General features: G+C 69.4%; 13 protein-coding genes and 1 tRNA gene. 4 read left to right on the top strand and 10 right to left on the bottom strand.

Going from position 1 to position 13,073, the window contains the following annotated elements:
- Positions 1-38: 38 nt before the first annotated feature.
- Both ASF71_RS20680 and ASF71_RS20675 read right to left on the bottom strand, forming a co-directional pair.
- Positions 39-257, bottom strand: a complete 219-nt coding sequence (locus ASF71_RS20680; RefSeq protein WP_056303667.1) for a hypothetical protein — start codon at positions 255-257, stop codon at positions 39-41.
- A 163-nt stretch (positions 258-420) separates the two neighbouring features.
- Positions 421-849 carry a hypothetical protein gene (locus ASF71_RS20675; RefSeq protein WP_056303665.1) on the bottom strand — a complete coding sequence of 143 codons (429 nt, stop codon included), beginning with the start codon at positions 847-849 and terminating at the stop codon, positions 421-423.
- A 114-nt stretch (positions 850-963) separates the two neighbouring features.
- Here ASF71_RS20675 and ASF71_RS20670 point away from each other — a divergent pair, with 114 nt between their 5' ends.
- On the top strand, positions 964-1,404 hold the full coding sequence (locus tag ASF71_RS20670) for a 23S rRNA (pseudouridine(1915)-N(3))-methyltransferase RlmH (protein ID WP_056303663.1): 441 nt from the start codon (positions 964-966) through the stop codon (positions 1,402-1,404).
- A gap of 115 nt (positions 1,405-1,519) precedes the next feature.
- On the opposite strand, the gene ASF71_RS20665 is transcribed toward ASF71_RS20670, so the two are convergent.
- From ASF71_RS20665 to mqnC, 6 genes are all read right to left on the bottom strand, one after another.
- Complete coding sequence (locus ASF71_RS20665) at positions 1,520-2,539, bottom strand: aspartate-semialdehyde dehydrogenase (protein ID WP_056303661.1); 1,020 nt, start codon at positions 2,537-2,539, stop codon at positions 1,520-1,522.
- 199 nt (positions 2,540-2,738) lie between these two features.
- Positions 2,739-3,038: a hypothetical protein gene (locus tag ASF71_RS20660; protein WP_056303659.1), complete on the bottom strand. Its 300-nt coding sequence runs from the start codon at positions 3,036-3,038 to the stop codon at positions 2,739-2,741.
- Between the two features lie 88 nt (positions 3,039-3,126).
- A complete protein-coding gene (locus tag ASF71_RS20655) occupies positions 3,127-3,447 on the bottom strand; it encodes a hypothetical protein (protein WP_056303656.1) in 321 nt (106 codons plus the stop codon).
- Between the two features lie 94 nt (positions 3,448-3,541).
- Positions 3,542-5,314 carry a stalk domain-containing protein gene (locus ASF71_RS20650; RefSeq protein ID WP_235514662.1) on the bottom strand — a complete coding sequence of 591 codons (1,773 nt, stop codon included), beginning with the start codon at positions 5,312-5,314 and terminating at the stop codon, positions 3,542-3,544.
- A gap of 81 nt (positions 5,315-5,395) precedes the next feature.
- Positions 5,396-5,767: a hypothetical protein gene (locus ASF71_RS20645; protein WP_056303652.1), complete on the bottom strand. Its 372-nt coding sequence runs from the start codon at positions 5,765-5,767 to the stop codon at positions 5,396-5,398.
- Positions 5,768-5,782: 15 nt separating this feature from the next.
- A complete protein-coding gene (mqnC, locus tag ASF71_RS20640) occupies positions 5,783-6,979 on the bottom strand; it encodes a cyclic dehypoxanthinyl futalosine synthase (protein ID WP_056303651.1) in 1,197 nt (398 codons plus the stop codon).
- A 128-nt stretch (positions 6,980-7,107) separates the two neighbouring features.
- On the opposite strand from mqnC, the gene ASF71_RS20635 reads away from it, so the two are divergent.
- The 3 genes from ASF71_RS20635 to ASF71_RS20625 all read left to right on the top strand — a co-directional run bounded on the left by ASF71_RS20635 (position 7,108) and on the right by ASF71_RS20625 (position 10,729).
- A complete protein-coding gene (locus ASF71_RS20635; RefSeq protein ID WP_056303649.1) occupies positions 7,108-9,741 on the top strand; it encodes a DEAD/DEAH box helicase in 2,634 nt (877 codons plus the stop codon).
- Between the two features lie 59 nt (positions 9,742-9,800).
- Positions 9,801-9,874: transfer RNA gene (locus ASF71_RS20630), tRNA-Gln, on the top strand.
- Between the two features lie 252 nt (positions 9,875-10,126).
- Positions 10,127-10,729: a DUF4384 domain-containing protein gene (locus tag ASF71_RS20625; protein ID WP_056303647.1), complete on the top strand. Its 603-nt coding sequence runs from the start codon at positions 10,127-10,129 to the stop codon at positions 10,727-10,729.
- A 51-nt stretch (positions 10,730-10,780) separates the two neighbouring features.
- Here the strand turns inward: ASF71_RS20625 and ASF71_RS20620 are convergent, their stop codons facing one another.
- Both ASF71_RS20620 and menC read right to left on the bottom strand, forming a co-directional pair.
- Positions 10,781-11,602, bottom strand: a complete 822-nt coding sequence (locus ASF71_RS20620) for a GNAT family N-acetyltransferase (RefSeq protein WP_235514660.1) — start codon at positions 11,600-11,602, stop codon at positions 10,781-10,783.
- The gene (menC, locus tag ASF71_RS20615; RefSeq protein ID WP_056303873.1) at positions 11,599-12,708 is read right to left on the bottom strand and encodes an o-succinylbenzoate synthase; all 1,110 of its coding nucleotides are present in this window, start codon (positions 12,706-12,708) and stop codon (positions 11,599-11,601) included. The genes ASF71_RS20620 and menC overlap by 4 nt, the downstream gene beginning before the upstream one ends.
- Between the last annotated feature and the right edge of the window lie 365 nt (positions 12,709-13,073).

Raw genomic sequence — 13,073 nt, 5'->3', positions numbered from 1 at the left:
CCTCCAGCACATCGTCCAGGGGGCCGGTCAGGTCGGGGTCACTCGTCACGGGAAGGCAACCGGCTTTCGAGCGCGAGGCCGGGGTTGGGTTTGACCCGCACGCGGACCTTACGCGACGAGCGTTTGATGACGTTGGAGATGCGCGCCCGCAGCAGCTCGGTCTCGCCGACCGTCACGGTCACGACCGTTCCCTCGGGCAGCCGGGCGCCGATCACCACGACCACGCCGTTCTCCACGATGCCCTTGTAGGCCCTCATGCGGCGCTCCCAGGAACGCCGGAAGCGGCACGTCTCCGGCGCCCTTCTTTCCCTTGCGCCGGGGACGCGCGCAGCCCTCCGCTCTCTGGCCGGAGTCCTTCTGAAGTGGTGGGCAGGTATGTCATATGGCCGCCCCTATTGTGCCCGCTTCCGGCGGGAACTGTCACGCCTCCCGCCGCTGGGCCTGCCGCTGCCGGCGCTCGGCCAGCGACAGGGCCTCGCGCAGCGCCACGATCTCCCCTTCACGCGCCCCGCCCAGCCGGGCGTAGCGGTCGATGACCTCGGCGGCCTCGCGGCGGCGGTCGAGCCGCAGCAGGATGCTGCCCAGGTGTTCGCCGTGCACGAAGTAGGCGCGCGGGTTGGAAGGATCGGCCGCCACCTGCGCGCGCGCCGCCGCGAGGCGCTCCAGGGTCACGCTGTGCCGGCGCACCTGAAAGCGCACGAGGTAGGCGGCCGTCACAAAGGTCAGCAGCGCGCCTACGACGGACGCCGCCCAGGCTTCGGGCACGCCGAACTGGGCCGCAAGGCGCACCGAGATCGGGAACCAGAACGCCAGCACGACCACCACCGCCAGGGTGGCCGCGTAGTTCACAGCAGGCCTCGCCGCAAGGGGGACATGCCAAGCAGTTTAGTCCACGCCGCGCCCGCCGACCGTTCCTGACCGTGCCTTCGCGGAGTCCGGCCCAGGCACGGTAGCCTGGGCCGGATGCGGCTGCACCTGATCACTGTCGGAGAACCGAAACTCGCCTATGCCCGCAGTGGCTGGGACGAGTACGAGAAACGGCTGCGGCGCTACCACAAACTTCAGGTTAGCCGCGTATCCGGCAAGACCCAGGCCGCCGAGAGCGAGGCCGTGCGCCGGGCGGCGGGCCGCGCGCCCCTGATCCTGCTCGATCCGCGCGGACGGCAGTACAGCAGCGAGGACCTGAGCGCGTATCTGGACGCCCAGGGTCTCGCGGGGCACGGCGAACTGGCCCTCGCCATCGGTGGCCCCGAAGGTCACACGGACGACCTGCGCGTCGGAGCACACGCCCTATGGAGCCTGGGCCTGCTGACCCTACCCCACGACCTCGCCATGCTGGTGATGGTCGAGGCCCTTTACCGCGCCGCGACCATCAGCGCGGGCGAGCCCTACCACCGGGGGTGAGAGGGCGGTGGTTGGTGGGGAGGAAGTAGGAAAGGCCCCGGGGGCTTGTGGCTCGTAGCTTGTAGGAGAGGGGTAGGAACTGGTCGGCTCTCCCACTTCTTACCCACCTGCGGAGCTACGCCCGCTGCTTTTCCTTCAGCGCGCCCTGCTGCTGGAGGTACTCCGCGATCTGCACGGCGTTCAGGGCGGCGCCCTTCAAAAGCTGGTCGCCGGCCACGAACAGGTCCAGCCCCCCCTCGAACACCAGCGACGGACGGATACGGCCGACCTCCACGTCGTACTTGCCGCTCGCGGTCAGGGGCATGGGGTAGAGCCTGCCTGCCGGGTCGTCACGCACCTCGACGCCCGCTGCACTGGCCAGCAGGGCGCGGGCGGCCTCGGGAGTGGCGGGGCGCTCGAGGTCGAGCGTGATGGCCTCGCTGTGGGTACGCAGGGTGGGAATGCGCACGGCGGTGCAACTGATCTGCAACGATTCGTCTTCCAGAATCTTGCGCGTCTCCCAGATCACCTTCATCTCTTCCTTGGTGTAACCGTTGTCCTGGAAGGCGTCGATGTGCGGAATGACGTTGAAGGGAATCGGATGCGCAAAGACCTCCGCCTCCGCTTCCTGGCCGTGCAGCACCTTGTGGGTCTGGGTGAGCAGTTCGTCCATGCCCTTCTGACCAGCCCCGCTCGTCGCCTGGTAGGTGCTGACGATCATGCGCCGGACGCCGTATTCACGGTGCAGGGGCGCGACAGCCACCACCGCGATAGCGGTCGTGCAGTTGGGATTGGCGATGATTCCCTTGTGGCGCAGCGCGGCCGGCCCGTTGACCTCGGGCACCACCAGCGGCACTTCGGGGTCGTAGCGGAAGGCGCTGGAATTGTCGATGACCACGGCGCCCCCCTCGACCCACCTGGGCGCGAGCGCCTGACTCACGCTGCCGCCCGCCGACGCCAGGATCAGGTCGGCGTCAATGGCGCCTTCCGGCGTCACCTGCACCGTCAGGTCCTCTCCCCTGAACTTCAGGGTGCTGCCCGCCGAACGCGGCGAGGCGTACAGCAGCAGCTCGTCGAAACGCAGGCTGCTCTTTTCAAGTACCTGCAACAGTTCGTGCCCCACGGCCCCGGTGGCTCCCACAATCGCTACGCGCATCTGTGCCCTCCTGTATGTCGAAACGTCCAAAAAAAACCGCCCAACGCGATATGCGGGGCGGTGGCCGAACACGGGCCACGCCCCTAGGGAGTAGTAATAATCGCGCGGCCGGACATGACCGCAGCGTAGGGGCTGGGGGGCCGGGGGTCAAGCTGCCTGCCTAAAGCTCGCACTCACGGGGCGCGGCCGGAGACCCGGGCTATTTTCTCCGGCGCAGGAAACTGAGCCAGCCGGCGCGCTCGGGCTGCCGGGCCGGGGCGAAGTCTTCGAGCCGGATCTCGGGGGCGGGGTGCGGAGCAGCCTCCCAGCCCTCCCCCACCGCGATCACTCCGCCGTAGCGCCCAGCGGCATACAGGGCGTGTGCGTGTTCCTCAACCTCGGTGACGGCGCGTGGATCGGCGAGCGACTCAAGCATGGCGAGCAGGCTCTCGTCCTCGCAGGTCCAGCAGCCCCGCGTGAAGACGGCTTCCTTTCCGTAAATCCGGATCTTGACGGGCATGGGGTCTGAGCCTCCGTGGATATGGGATGGGATGTAGCCCCAGCATAGCGCTCCGCTGCGGGCTGCACCCTTCCGGGTCCTCGGGGTCCTACTGCACGACCACCGCGCACCACTCGGCCGGCTGGGTGTCGTCGTGGCCCGCATGGCCGGACTTGCCGGTCTGGTCGCACGTGAAGCTCACCAGCGGCAGGGACCGCTCACCCAGGCTCAGGACGTATTTGCCGTGCTCTCGGGCCCCCGGCACCCGGCTCTCGCTGCCGGTAAAGCTCACACCGACCGCCTGCCCCGTCTCTATGCCGGCCACATCCGACTCGGTGACTTCTCCGCTGAACTGCCGGTGAGGGTCCGTAACGGGCCCTGTCCATGCCCCGCGCACCACGATCGTCTGCCGGCCGGTGTTCTGCGTCATGACCGCATGACACCATGCCGGAGCCGGCCCTGGATGTGGAAGCGCTTCACCATTCGGGAAGTCACCAGGGCCGGCCGACCTGACCCTGGCGCGGTCAGGGCTGGTAGGTCTTGAGACCGCCTCCCTGGCCGAGCTGGGGCCGGGCGCGGTAGAAGACCAGGCTCACCGGCAGGTTGCTGCCACTGGCCGGAATGAAATCGATGTTGAGCTGGTCGGACAGGGGCCGCCACAGCATCACCGGCTGATCGGGGAGCAGGGCGTTGCCGGTGCGCGGCAGCTTGATCGCCTGGGTAATCGGGCCGTCCACGATGTTCATGGCACCCCGGTACAGACCGCCGCGCGGACTGAGGGCCACGGCCGTGCCCGCCGCGCCGTTGACCTCCAGGTCGTACAGCACGCCGTAGTTGCCGCTCAGACGCATGGGCTGACCGGTCAGGCGGTCCACCCCCATGACCACCGGGTCCACCTGCCCGTCCCCGATCACGATGCGGGCGGGCAGGGTGGTCAGGTTCACGCGCAGCGAACGCACCGCGCCCGGAAAGGTGCCGCGCTGGTGCCGGCCGTCCAGCGGCAGGTACGGAAGCTGCTGCATGACCTGCTGGGTGGGCGGCAGGCCGTCTTCCAGAAACAGGAAGGTCAGCTCGACCCGGCCGCTCGTCGTGAGGTCCTGCAGCACGTTCACGCCGCTGCCCGCCCCCAGCGTGGGGCTGGCGTAGGCGGCGGCCGTCTGCCCCGGCGCGAGCGTCAGGGTCTGGGCAGCCGTGCTGGCGAAGTATTCGAGCAGCGTGACCTGCCCGAGCTGGCCCTCGACGCGGGTCGGGGCCGTTTCGCCCAGGCGCTCGGTGCGGACCTCGACCGGGCGCGTCTCCAGGTTGCGGGCCATGACGTACAGCCGCGCCGGCCGCCCCAGCGCGTTGAGGTGGTAGGCCAGCAGGCGCGCGCGGCCCTCAACCGTGTCTTGGTACAGCACACCGCTCTGGGTGGGGGCCTCGGGACTGTCACTGAACAGCAGAGGGAAATTGGGCCCGGCCACGAGCTGCGCCGGCGCCGCCGGGTAGGTCAGCACCTGCGCGTCGGCGAAACTCTCGCCAGGGTCGGCGTACTTCAGGGCGTAGGTCAGCGGTGTGTCGATGGGCGTGCCCTCCACGCGGATGGTCCGGGTAAAGGGCGCGCTCTGGAGGCCACGCGCGTTCGTGACCTGCAGCGAGATGGTGTACGTGCCCGGCTGGAAGTACACCTCCTGCCGCCCGGTCCAGCGCCGCGCGGTGATGTCGGCGCCGTCTGGGTCGAAGGGGTACTCGGTGTAGACCACACGCTCGCCCGGCGCGTACACGTTCTTGTCGGTCGAGAAGCGGGCCTGGGGCGACAAGGGATTGCCGCCATCGCGCAGCGCCGTGATAGTCAGGGTGCGGCCAGCGTTGTCGCTGCTGAAGTTGGCCCCCAGCGCGTCGGCCAGCAGGCGAGCACTGACGTACAGCACGCCCCCCACCGACGCCACGTTGCCCTCGGGCTGCGCCGCGCCGGCCAGCGAGGCGCTCAGGCGCGCCGAGTCCACACTCAGGCGCCCGAGCTGCAGCGTGGCGCTGCCCACCAACGGCTGCCCCAGCAGCGCCGCCGCCTCACGCAGCGGCAGCATGACCCGGCCCTGTACGTTGCGCGGCGCGGCCTGCAGGCGTACACTTTCTCCATTCAAGTACGCCGCGTTCTGGTCGGTGCTGACCGTCAGCTGCACCGCCCCGACCGAAGCCACGGCCGCCTGAGCCGGAGAGGTGACGGCAGGCAGGCCTAGCAGGAGCGCCGCCCCCAGGGCAAGCGTTCTTTTTCGGGTATGGAAGTTCCGGACAGCGCGGCGCACAGCAGACAGCATCTCTCGAGTATGCCGGGTGAAGCTGACGCCCGTCTGCCGGCTACGTTCCGGTGGGCTTAACGTCGGTGGTGTGCCGAGAGGCTACCCCGCACACCACACGAGCAGGCGCGCAGGGCGTCCGCTGGCTTCCAGCGAGCGGGCCAGGGCATACCAGGCGAGCAACTGCGCGCCCAGGTCGTCGTGACGGCGGCTCAGGGCGAGGGCGGCAGCCAGCTCGCCCAGGTCGGCCACGCTCAGGGCCGTCTCGTGCGAGACCGGGTCGTCGCCGAAGAGCAGGTGCGCGTCGAGCAGGGTGCTCAGATCGCCAGGACGGCCACAGGCCCACAGCCCGCGGCGCTCCAGTTCGCGGCGCAGAGCGGTTCCGTCGGCCACATGCAGCTGGGCTTCGAGCCGCCAGACGTCCGCGCCCCGGCTTTCACAGGCGACTCCCAGACTGCCCGTGACCTGTGTCATCTCCGGCCCTCCGGGCTACTGCCCGGCGCCCACGGCGCGCTCGGCCTCTGGGTTCTCGGCGCCGCGTGCCAGGATGGCCGGCGCATCGGGCCACTCGATGATCTGAAAGCGGCTGTTGCGGATGGCCGGGGTAAAGCCCGCGTCCACCGCGATGCGCACGAGTTCGCGCACCGTAGCGCGGTGCCGCCCGTGCCCGCCCGCCGCCGACACCACGTTTTCCTCGAGCATGGTGGAACCGAGGTCGTTGGCGCCGTAGTACAGCGCAGCCTGCGCGACCTTGAAGCCCTGCGCGGGCCACGACGCCTGGATGTTGGGGATGTTGTCCAGCGCGATGCGCGCCACCGCGAGCTGCTGCAGGTATTCGTGCGCGGTTGCGCCGGGAGCCTTGCCGTGCAGGCGGGTGTTCTCGGTCTGGAGGGACCACATCGCGAAACCGGAAAAGCCGTTGCCGCCGTACAGCGCGTTGGCCCGGTCCTGCTGGTCGCGGATCTTCAGGAGGTGACGGGCGCGCTGGGCGTAGGTCTCGCCGAAGCCGATGACCATCGTGGCGATGGTGTAGAGCCCCTTGCGCTGCGCCGCGTCGATGATCCGGAACCAGTCGTCGGAGCGGATACGTGCCGGGGCCGCCTTGGCCCGCACGTCGTCCTCGAGGATCTCCCCGCCCGCGCCCGGCAGCCCGTCAAGGCCCGCCGCGATCAAGATGTCGAGCAGTTCGTCGAGGCTCATCCCGAAGGTCTTTTCCATGAACAGCACTTCTTCGGGCGAGAACGCGTCGATACGGATGGTCGGATGGTGCGCCTTGACGTGCCGCAGCAGCCCCGTGTAGTAGTCCAGCCCCAGTTCGGGGTTCACGCCGCCCTGAAGTAGGATGCGCGTGCCGCCGACCTCTTCGAGCTCCCGGATCTTGGCCGAGATTTGCTCATAGTCCAGCGTGTAGCTGTCCTTCTGGCGGCGCGTGCGGTAGAAGGCGCAGAAGTTGCAGCCCACGTTGCACACGTTCGTGTAGTTGATGTTGCGGTCGATCAGGAACGTCACCACGTCCGGGTCGCGGCGCTCCAGGCGCAGGCCGTTGGCGACGGCGGCGACCTGGGGCACCGGCAGACGGAACAGGGCTTCGGTCTCGGCCACGTCCAGGCGCTCGCCGCTCGCGGCCCGGTCGAGCAGGGCCGTGGCGACCGCGTCAGCGGTGGGATGTGCTGCGGGGGCCGTCATACCCAGGAGCGTAGCACCGGCGCCGGGGGGCGTTTGTGCCGGCTGACCGCGTGTCTCCGGCCGGGTCCTACCCCCCACCGTGACCCAACTTCCTCCGCGCCCAGCGGCCGCGCCCTACACTCGGGGGCGTGTTTGCCGCCCGCTCGCCCTATGCCCGCCTGGAGCTGTTCCTGCGCGACATCCTGGGCGGAGGGGCGGCGCTGCTGCACGAGGAGGAGGTGCAAGAGGCCCGCACCGTCCCCGCTGCCGAGCTGGGTTGGTCCCCAGCGGTGCGCGCGGGCTTCGGCTTTCCCGAGGTCTACGCGCATCAGGCCGAGACCTACCGCCTGATGGCCGCCGGCCAGGACGTGATCGTCACGACCCCCACCGCGAGCGGCAAGACGGGCGCCTTCTTTCCGGCCGTGTTCGAGCGCCTGGAACGTGACCCGGACGCCACAGCGCTGTTCATCTATCCGCTCGTGGCGCTGGGGCAGGACCAGCGCGACAAGTTGCGCACCTTTCAGGAACGCGGCGGGTTTCCCTGGGAGATCGCGGCCTTTCACGGCCAGGCCCAGCCCAGCGAGGTGTTCCGCAGTGACGTGCGGATGGTCACGGCCACGCCCGACAAGCTGCACTGGTCGCTGGACCGCCCCGCCGTCCGCGCCTTCCTGAAACGCCTGTCGTTCATCGTGCTCGACGAGGCGCACACCTATCGCGGGGGCTTTGGCAGCGAGGTCGCGGGAATGCTGCGCCGCCTGCTCGACCTCGCGCGCGCCCTGGGCGCCGCCCCGCAGCTCGTGCTCTCGACCGCCACCATCGGCAATCCGGCCGAGTTCGCGCGCGAGCTCACCGGCATAGACGTGACCGAGGTCCGCGAGTCGGGCGCGGCGCGGCACGGCAAACGCTATTACCTCGCCGACCACAGAGGTCAGCCCCGGCGCTTCTGGGACGCGGTCGTGAGTTCCAGCGCCGCGCACGGCCTCAAGACCCTGGCCTTTTTCCGGGGGCGCTCGCGGGCCGCACGGCTGTACGGCACCTACCGCGCCCAGCCGGGGTACGCCCGGCACGCGCACCTGTATATGGCCGGCACCAGCGACCGCGAGGGCCGCCTCTCCGAATTCCGGCGGGCCAAGTCGGGGGTCATGTTCGCCACCAACGCGCTGGAGGCCGGGGTGGACATCGGCGACCTGGAGGTGGTCATCATCGACGGCTATCCGGGGTCACGCATGGCCTTCCGGCAGATGGCGGGGCGCGCGGGGCGGGTCGCGTCGGGGCTGGTGCTGTATCTCCCGGCCCTGAACGAACAGGGCGTACCGCAGCCGGTGGACGCCTTTTACAGCAACGCGGGCAACTTCCATGAACTGCTGACCGGCCCCATCGAGAAGGCAGTCGTGGAGGCGGCCAACCCCTACCTCGCCCCCCGGCACGAGGGCCGCGCGCAGGAGGAACGTCGGGCAGCGGGCCTGGAGACGGGCGCCCCCCTGGTCCGCAGCCGCTACTGGAACCTGCGCGGCGAGGGCAGCGCCAAATTCGCGGTCATAGAGGTGGGCGAGTGGGAGCGGCTGGGCCCGAAGGCCTTCGACGCGCCGCTCGAATCGCCCAGCCAGCACTACGCCCTGACCGAGAAGCACGAGGGCGCGGTGTTTACCCTCGACGGCCAGGGCTACAAGGTGGCGCGCTGGGAGGCGGCCCCGCCCGGCACCGCGATCCTGGTCGAGAAGTACGCGGCCGCCAACCTGTTCACCCGCGGCCTGCACGCGACCTCGGTGCGGCCGGTGATGATGGGCGAGTGGGTGCGGCGCGGCCCCCTCGTGTACCGTCACGGCGAGGTCCTGATCCGGCGGCAGTACACCGGGTACACGATGATGCGCCAGGTCTTCGAGCGCGTCTGCACCGGCTGCGATCGCGAGCCCGGCCCCTTCGAGCGCGTCTGCGGACACTGCGGCGGGCGCATCCAGGACCGGATGCAGGACCACAAGCTCTCCGAGCACCTGTACGACGAGGCGGTCGAGCTGCCCCCCTTCCGCACGAGCGCGCTGGAGATCGGCCTGGACCCGGCGGCCACCGAGCGACCCACGGCGGTCGCGCATACCCTCAAGCACCTGCTGCTCAAACTCACCCCCGAGCGCGTGGCCTGCGACGAGGGCGACCTCGCCGGAGCCTTCCGCGAGGGCCGCGACACCTACTTCTTTCTGTACGACGACTGGCAGGGCGGCCTGGGCGTGTCGCGCCGCGCCTTCGAGAGCATGGACGACCTGCTGCGCCGCGCCTACGCCCTGACCACCAAGACCTGCTGTACGGCCGAGGGCGGCTGCTACGAGTGCATCGCCGTGAGCCGCTGCTTCTCGCCCTTCCTGCCCAGCGGCGAGCGCCGGCCCACCGACAAGGCCGCCACCGCCGAACTGCTGCGCGGCCTGCTCGGCGAGGCGGTCCCTGCCCCGGCCGAGCGCCCCGCACTGCCCGACCTGCCCCCGGCCCTGCCGCCCGCCTGGCCCCTCCAGGCGCGCGAACTGCTCGACCTACACGGCCTCTCGCTGCCCGAGGTGAGCGCCCGCCTGGGCATTCCCAGCCGTGAGATCCAGCGCGCCGTGAACACCACCCAGCCGCTGCGGCTGCGGCATGTCAAGTTCGGCGACGGCGTCTTCATGCAGGGCTCGGGCCAGGGAGATCGCCGCGAGGTGCTCGTGTATTTTCCCGGTGTGGGCCAGAAGAAACTGCTCCTGAAATTCGCGGGCCTCACGGTCGTCGGGCCCGGAAGTACCGCCGCTACCGCCACACCTTGACGCCCCGCACCCGCGGCCGGCATACTGTTATGCGCTGCAAACGGCTCCGGCCGCTGTCTAGGGATATGGTGTAATGGCAGCACAGTAGATTTTGGATCTGCTTGTCTAGGTTCGAATCCTAGTATCCCTGCCACAAGACCGGAATCACCAGCACGGCGCCTCCTAAAAGTGGAGGCGCCGTTTTCTGTGCCGAGGTCTGGCCGGCACGTCAGTCTCCGGTCAGCTTTTTCACGTTCCTGACGCGGTCTTGAGCGTCGCACCCGCCTTCATCTTGCGTCAGCTGGGACTCACGGCCCGTCAGGCGCGGGGGGCTACGGTGAGGTCAGGAACAGTCCGGCGCCGCCCACGCGGTGGCCCCACCCTTCACCGGACAGGAGGAACGACCATGAAGAAGCTGCTGACCACCCTGACCCTGAGCACCGCCGCCCTGTCGAGTGTCCTTGCCCCCGCCTTCGCCGCGCCCGTCATCAGTGCCCAGAGCATCATCGTCAACCCGGTCCAGACCACCCTGACCGCCAAGGTCTGGGTCAACAAGGACCCCAGCGGCACCCAGACACCCAACTACCGCGTCGGTGAGCCGATCACGCTCTACACGAGCGTCAACGAGAACTCCTATGTCTACCTGTTCAACGTGAACCCCGACGGCACGACCGACCAGATCCTGCCCAACCGCTACAAGACGGGCGGTAACTACGTGCGTGCCGGCCAGACCCGCGCCTTCCCCACCACGGGCGACCAGTTCACCTACACGGTGGGGGGCCCCACCGGTCTCAACCGAGTCCTGGTCGTTACCAGCCGCCGTCAGCTCAACCTCAGCGAGCTGAGCACCTACACCCAGGGCCAGGCCTTCGCCACCGTCAAGCCCCAGACCAGCCAGGGGCTCGCGCAGGCGCTGAGCATCGTGGTGAACCCGGTCAACCCCGTCGCCCAGCCGGTCCCGCAGACCGACTGGCAGAGCGACACGGCGTTCTACAACGTCACCTACTGAGGGTCAGTTTCCCTGATGTTCACCAGCCGCCTCCTTATCGGGGGCGGTTTTTCAGGGCTGCGTCAGCACGTAGTAGGCCCGGTCCCTGTCCCGCGCGAGGTCGCTCACCACGTCCCCTGCCGAGAGCCGGGCCGAGAGCACTTCGCGTAGGGCAAGCCCCCACGCGCGCCGCTGCCCGTCGTCCGGCAGGTCATGGGTGGGGACCTCGGCGAGAAAGGGACCGGGACCTGCCAGCTCCCGCAGCTGCGGCCAGCCCCGGTCGTCGGCCTCCAGCAGCACCTCGCCCTGCGGCGCGGGGGCCGGGCGCTCCTGCTGCGGGCGGGTCAGGTCCCACTCGATCATCAGGCGGTCGGCCGGAAACGCGGCCTCGCGGTCGTCGTCCAGCGCGTACCAGTCGGGGTGGTAGCTCACGGCCCGCGCGCCCAGCTTGCCCAGGTTCAGGCGGGCGTTGCGGGCGACCAGGGGGTCAAAGGTCCAGGTCATCCGTGTCAGACCCTGGGCCAGCGCCCTCTCCCGCTGCGCGTGCTTGAGGGCCACCGCCAGCCCGCCGCCCCGGCATTCGGGCCGCACGGCCAGCAGGTGCGAGTGATGCCACAACTCGGTCTCGCCCCGAGCTCCCTGACGCAGCGCTGGAAATCCGTAGGCGAAGCCCAGCGGCCGGCCTTCCGGCTCCCCGGCCGGGTACGCCGCCAGCACCACCGCGCCCGTCGCCGCCCCGATACGGAACATGGTGCCGGGCAGGACCTCGCGGTCGGCGTAACCCCACGCGGCCACCTGCACCTCCTCCAGCGCGCGCAGGGCCCAGGGATCGGTCACGTCCCGGATGACGAAGCTCTGCGCGGGCGCCGCGTCCGTGGCCGGTCCAGGTATCAAGGCCGCAGCTCCTCGTGCAGCTCTGTCACTTCCGCCAGATACTCGCGGTCGAGCGACACGCCCGTGCCCACCCCGGTCGGAACAGGCATCACGCCGTCGACCGCCTCCAGCGGCTCGCGGATCAGGTCACGGTCCCAGTAGCGGCTCGCGCTGCTCGTGTCGCCCGGCAACCGGAAGTTCGGCAGCGTCGAGAGGTGGATGTTGTGCGCGCGGCCCACACCGCTTTCCAGCATGCCGCCGCACCAGACCGGCGCGCCGAAGCTCGCGGCCACGTCGTGAACTCTGCGCGCTTCGGCGAGGCCGCCCACCCGCGTCACCTTGATGTTGATCACCTGCGCGGCGCCCAGCGCCAGCCCCTTGCGGGCGTCGGCGGCGGTGGTGATGCTCTCGTCAAGGCAAAGCGGCGTCTGGATCCGCCGGCTCAGCTCGGCGTGGTCCACGAGGTCGTCCCAGGCCAGCGGCTGCTCGATGTAGATCAGGCCGTAGGCGTCCAGCGCCCGCAGCCGCCCGGCATCGGCCAGCGTATAGGCGCTGTTGGCGTCCACCGTCAGCCGGATCTCCGGGAAGGCCTCTCTCACGGCCCGCACCGGCTGCACGTCCCATCCGGGCTTGATCTTGAGCTTGATGCGGCGGTAACCCTGCTCGACATGCCGGCGCACGGTTTCGACGGTCGCGGCCTCGTCCGGCTGGATACCCAGGCTCACGCCCACCTCGACCTCACTCTTCGTGCCGCCCAGCAGGGTGCCCAGCGGCACGTCCAGGCGCCGTGCCCACAGGTCCCAGGCAGCCATCTCAACCATCGCCCGCGCCATCCGGTTGCCCCGGAAGGTCCCGAGCGCCGCCTCCAGCGCCTCGGGGTTGGCGAAGGTGCGGCCCAGCACGCGGGGTAGGAACACGTCTCGCAGCAGGGACAGGGCCCCCGCGACCGTCTCCTCGCGGAACATCGGCGCCGGCTCCATGCTGCCCTCCGACACGCCCTGCAGACCGTCGCCGTGTAGCACGAGCAGCGGAATCAGTTTCTCGGTCTGCACCCCGAAACTCGTCTCGAAACGGAAGCGCAGCGGCAGCCGGGCCACCACGATCTCAGCAGCGTCTATTCGCAACATGCCCCAGTATGCCCCGGCCCGGCGCATCCCAGGTTTCCGCTGTGCAGTACGCGCTCCCCCGGAAGTTCAATGAACCTTGACCCGGGACGCTTGACAGATCGGCAGATGCTCGGTATCTTTTCTGAGCCTCAAGCGAGGCGAGCAGCATGAAAGCAGAAGAGAGGGTGCGAGAGCAGGAACATCCGACAGGATGTGCGAGCGGTTTTCTTCGGAAGACTCCAGACTCGAGAGGTCGCAAGACCACAGGCTGGTCTTCGGACTGGCAGTACAGCCTCTGAGAGGCAAGCCAAGCGCAAGCTTGGATCAACAGATCAATCCCAGTCTCCGGACTGAGTTGAATCCACTTTTTGGAGAGTTTGATCCTG

Origin of the sequence: Deinococcus sp. Leaf326, assembly GCF_001424185.1 — a bacterium.
In the GTDB taxonomy this organism is placed as follows: Bacteria; Deinococcota; Deinococci; order Deinococcales; family Deinococcaceae; genus Deinococcus.
The sequence above is the reverse complement of the archived record's forward strand: the minus strand, read 5'-3'. Positions and strand labels throughout refer to the sequence as shown.

Bases quoted from the DNA above. Each gene is read 5' to 3' on its own strand.
- ASF71_RS20680 (WP_056303667.1), bottom strand. From the start codon at position 257: ATGAGGGCCTACAAGGGCATCGTGGAGAACGGCGTGGTCGTGGTGATC.
- ASF71_RS20670 (WP_056303663.1), top strand. From the start codon at position 964: ATGCGGCTGCACCTGATCACTGTCGGAGAACCGAAACTCGCCTATGCC.
- ASF71_RS20665 (WP_056303661.1), bottom strand. From the start codon at position 2,539: ATGCGCGTAGCGATTGTGGGAGCCACCGGGGCCGTGGGGCACGAACTG.
- ASF71_RS20660 (WP_056303659.1), bottom strand. From the start codon at position 3,038: ATGCCCGTCAAGATCCGGATTTACGGAAAGGAAGCCGTCTTCACGCGG.
- ASF71_RS20655 (WP_056303656.1), bottom strand. From the start codon at position 3,447: ATGACGCAGAACACCGGCCGGCAGACGATCGTGGTGCGCGGGGCATGG.
- ASF71_RS20650 (WP_235514662.1), bottom strand. From the start codon at position 5,314: ATGCTGTCTGCTGTGCGCCGCGCTGTCCGGAACTTCCATACCCGAAAA.
- ASF71_RS20645 (WP_056303652.1), bottom strand. From the start codon at position 5,767: ATGACACAGGTCACGGGCAGTCTGGGAGTCGCCTGTGAAAGCCGGGGC.
- mqnC (WP_056303651.1), bottom strand. From the start codon at position 6,979: ATGACGGCCCCCGCAGCACATCCCACCGCTGACGCGGTCGCCACGGCC.
- ASF71_RS20625 (WP_056303647.1), top strand. From the start codon at position 10,127: ATGAAGAAGCTGCTGACCACCCTGACCCTGAGCACCGCCGCCCTGTCG.
- menC (WP_056303873.1), bottom strand. From the start codon at position 12,708: ATGTTGCGAATAGACGCTGCTGAGATCGTGGTGGCCCGGCTGCCGCTG.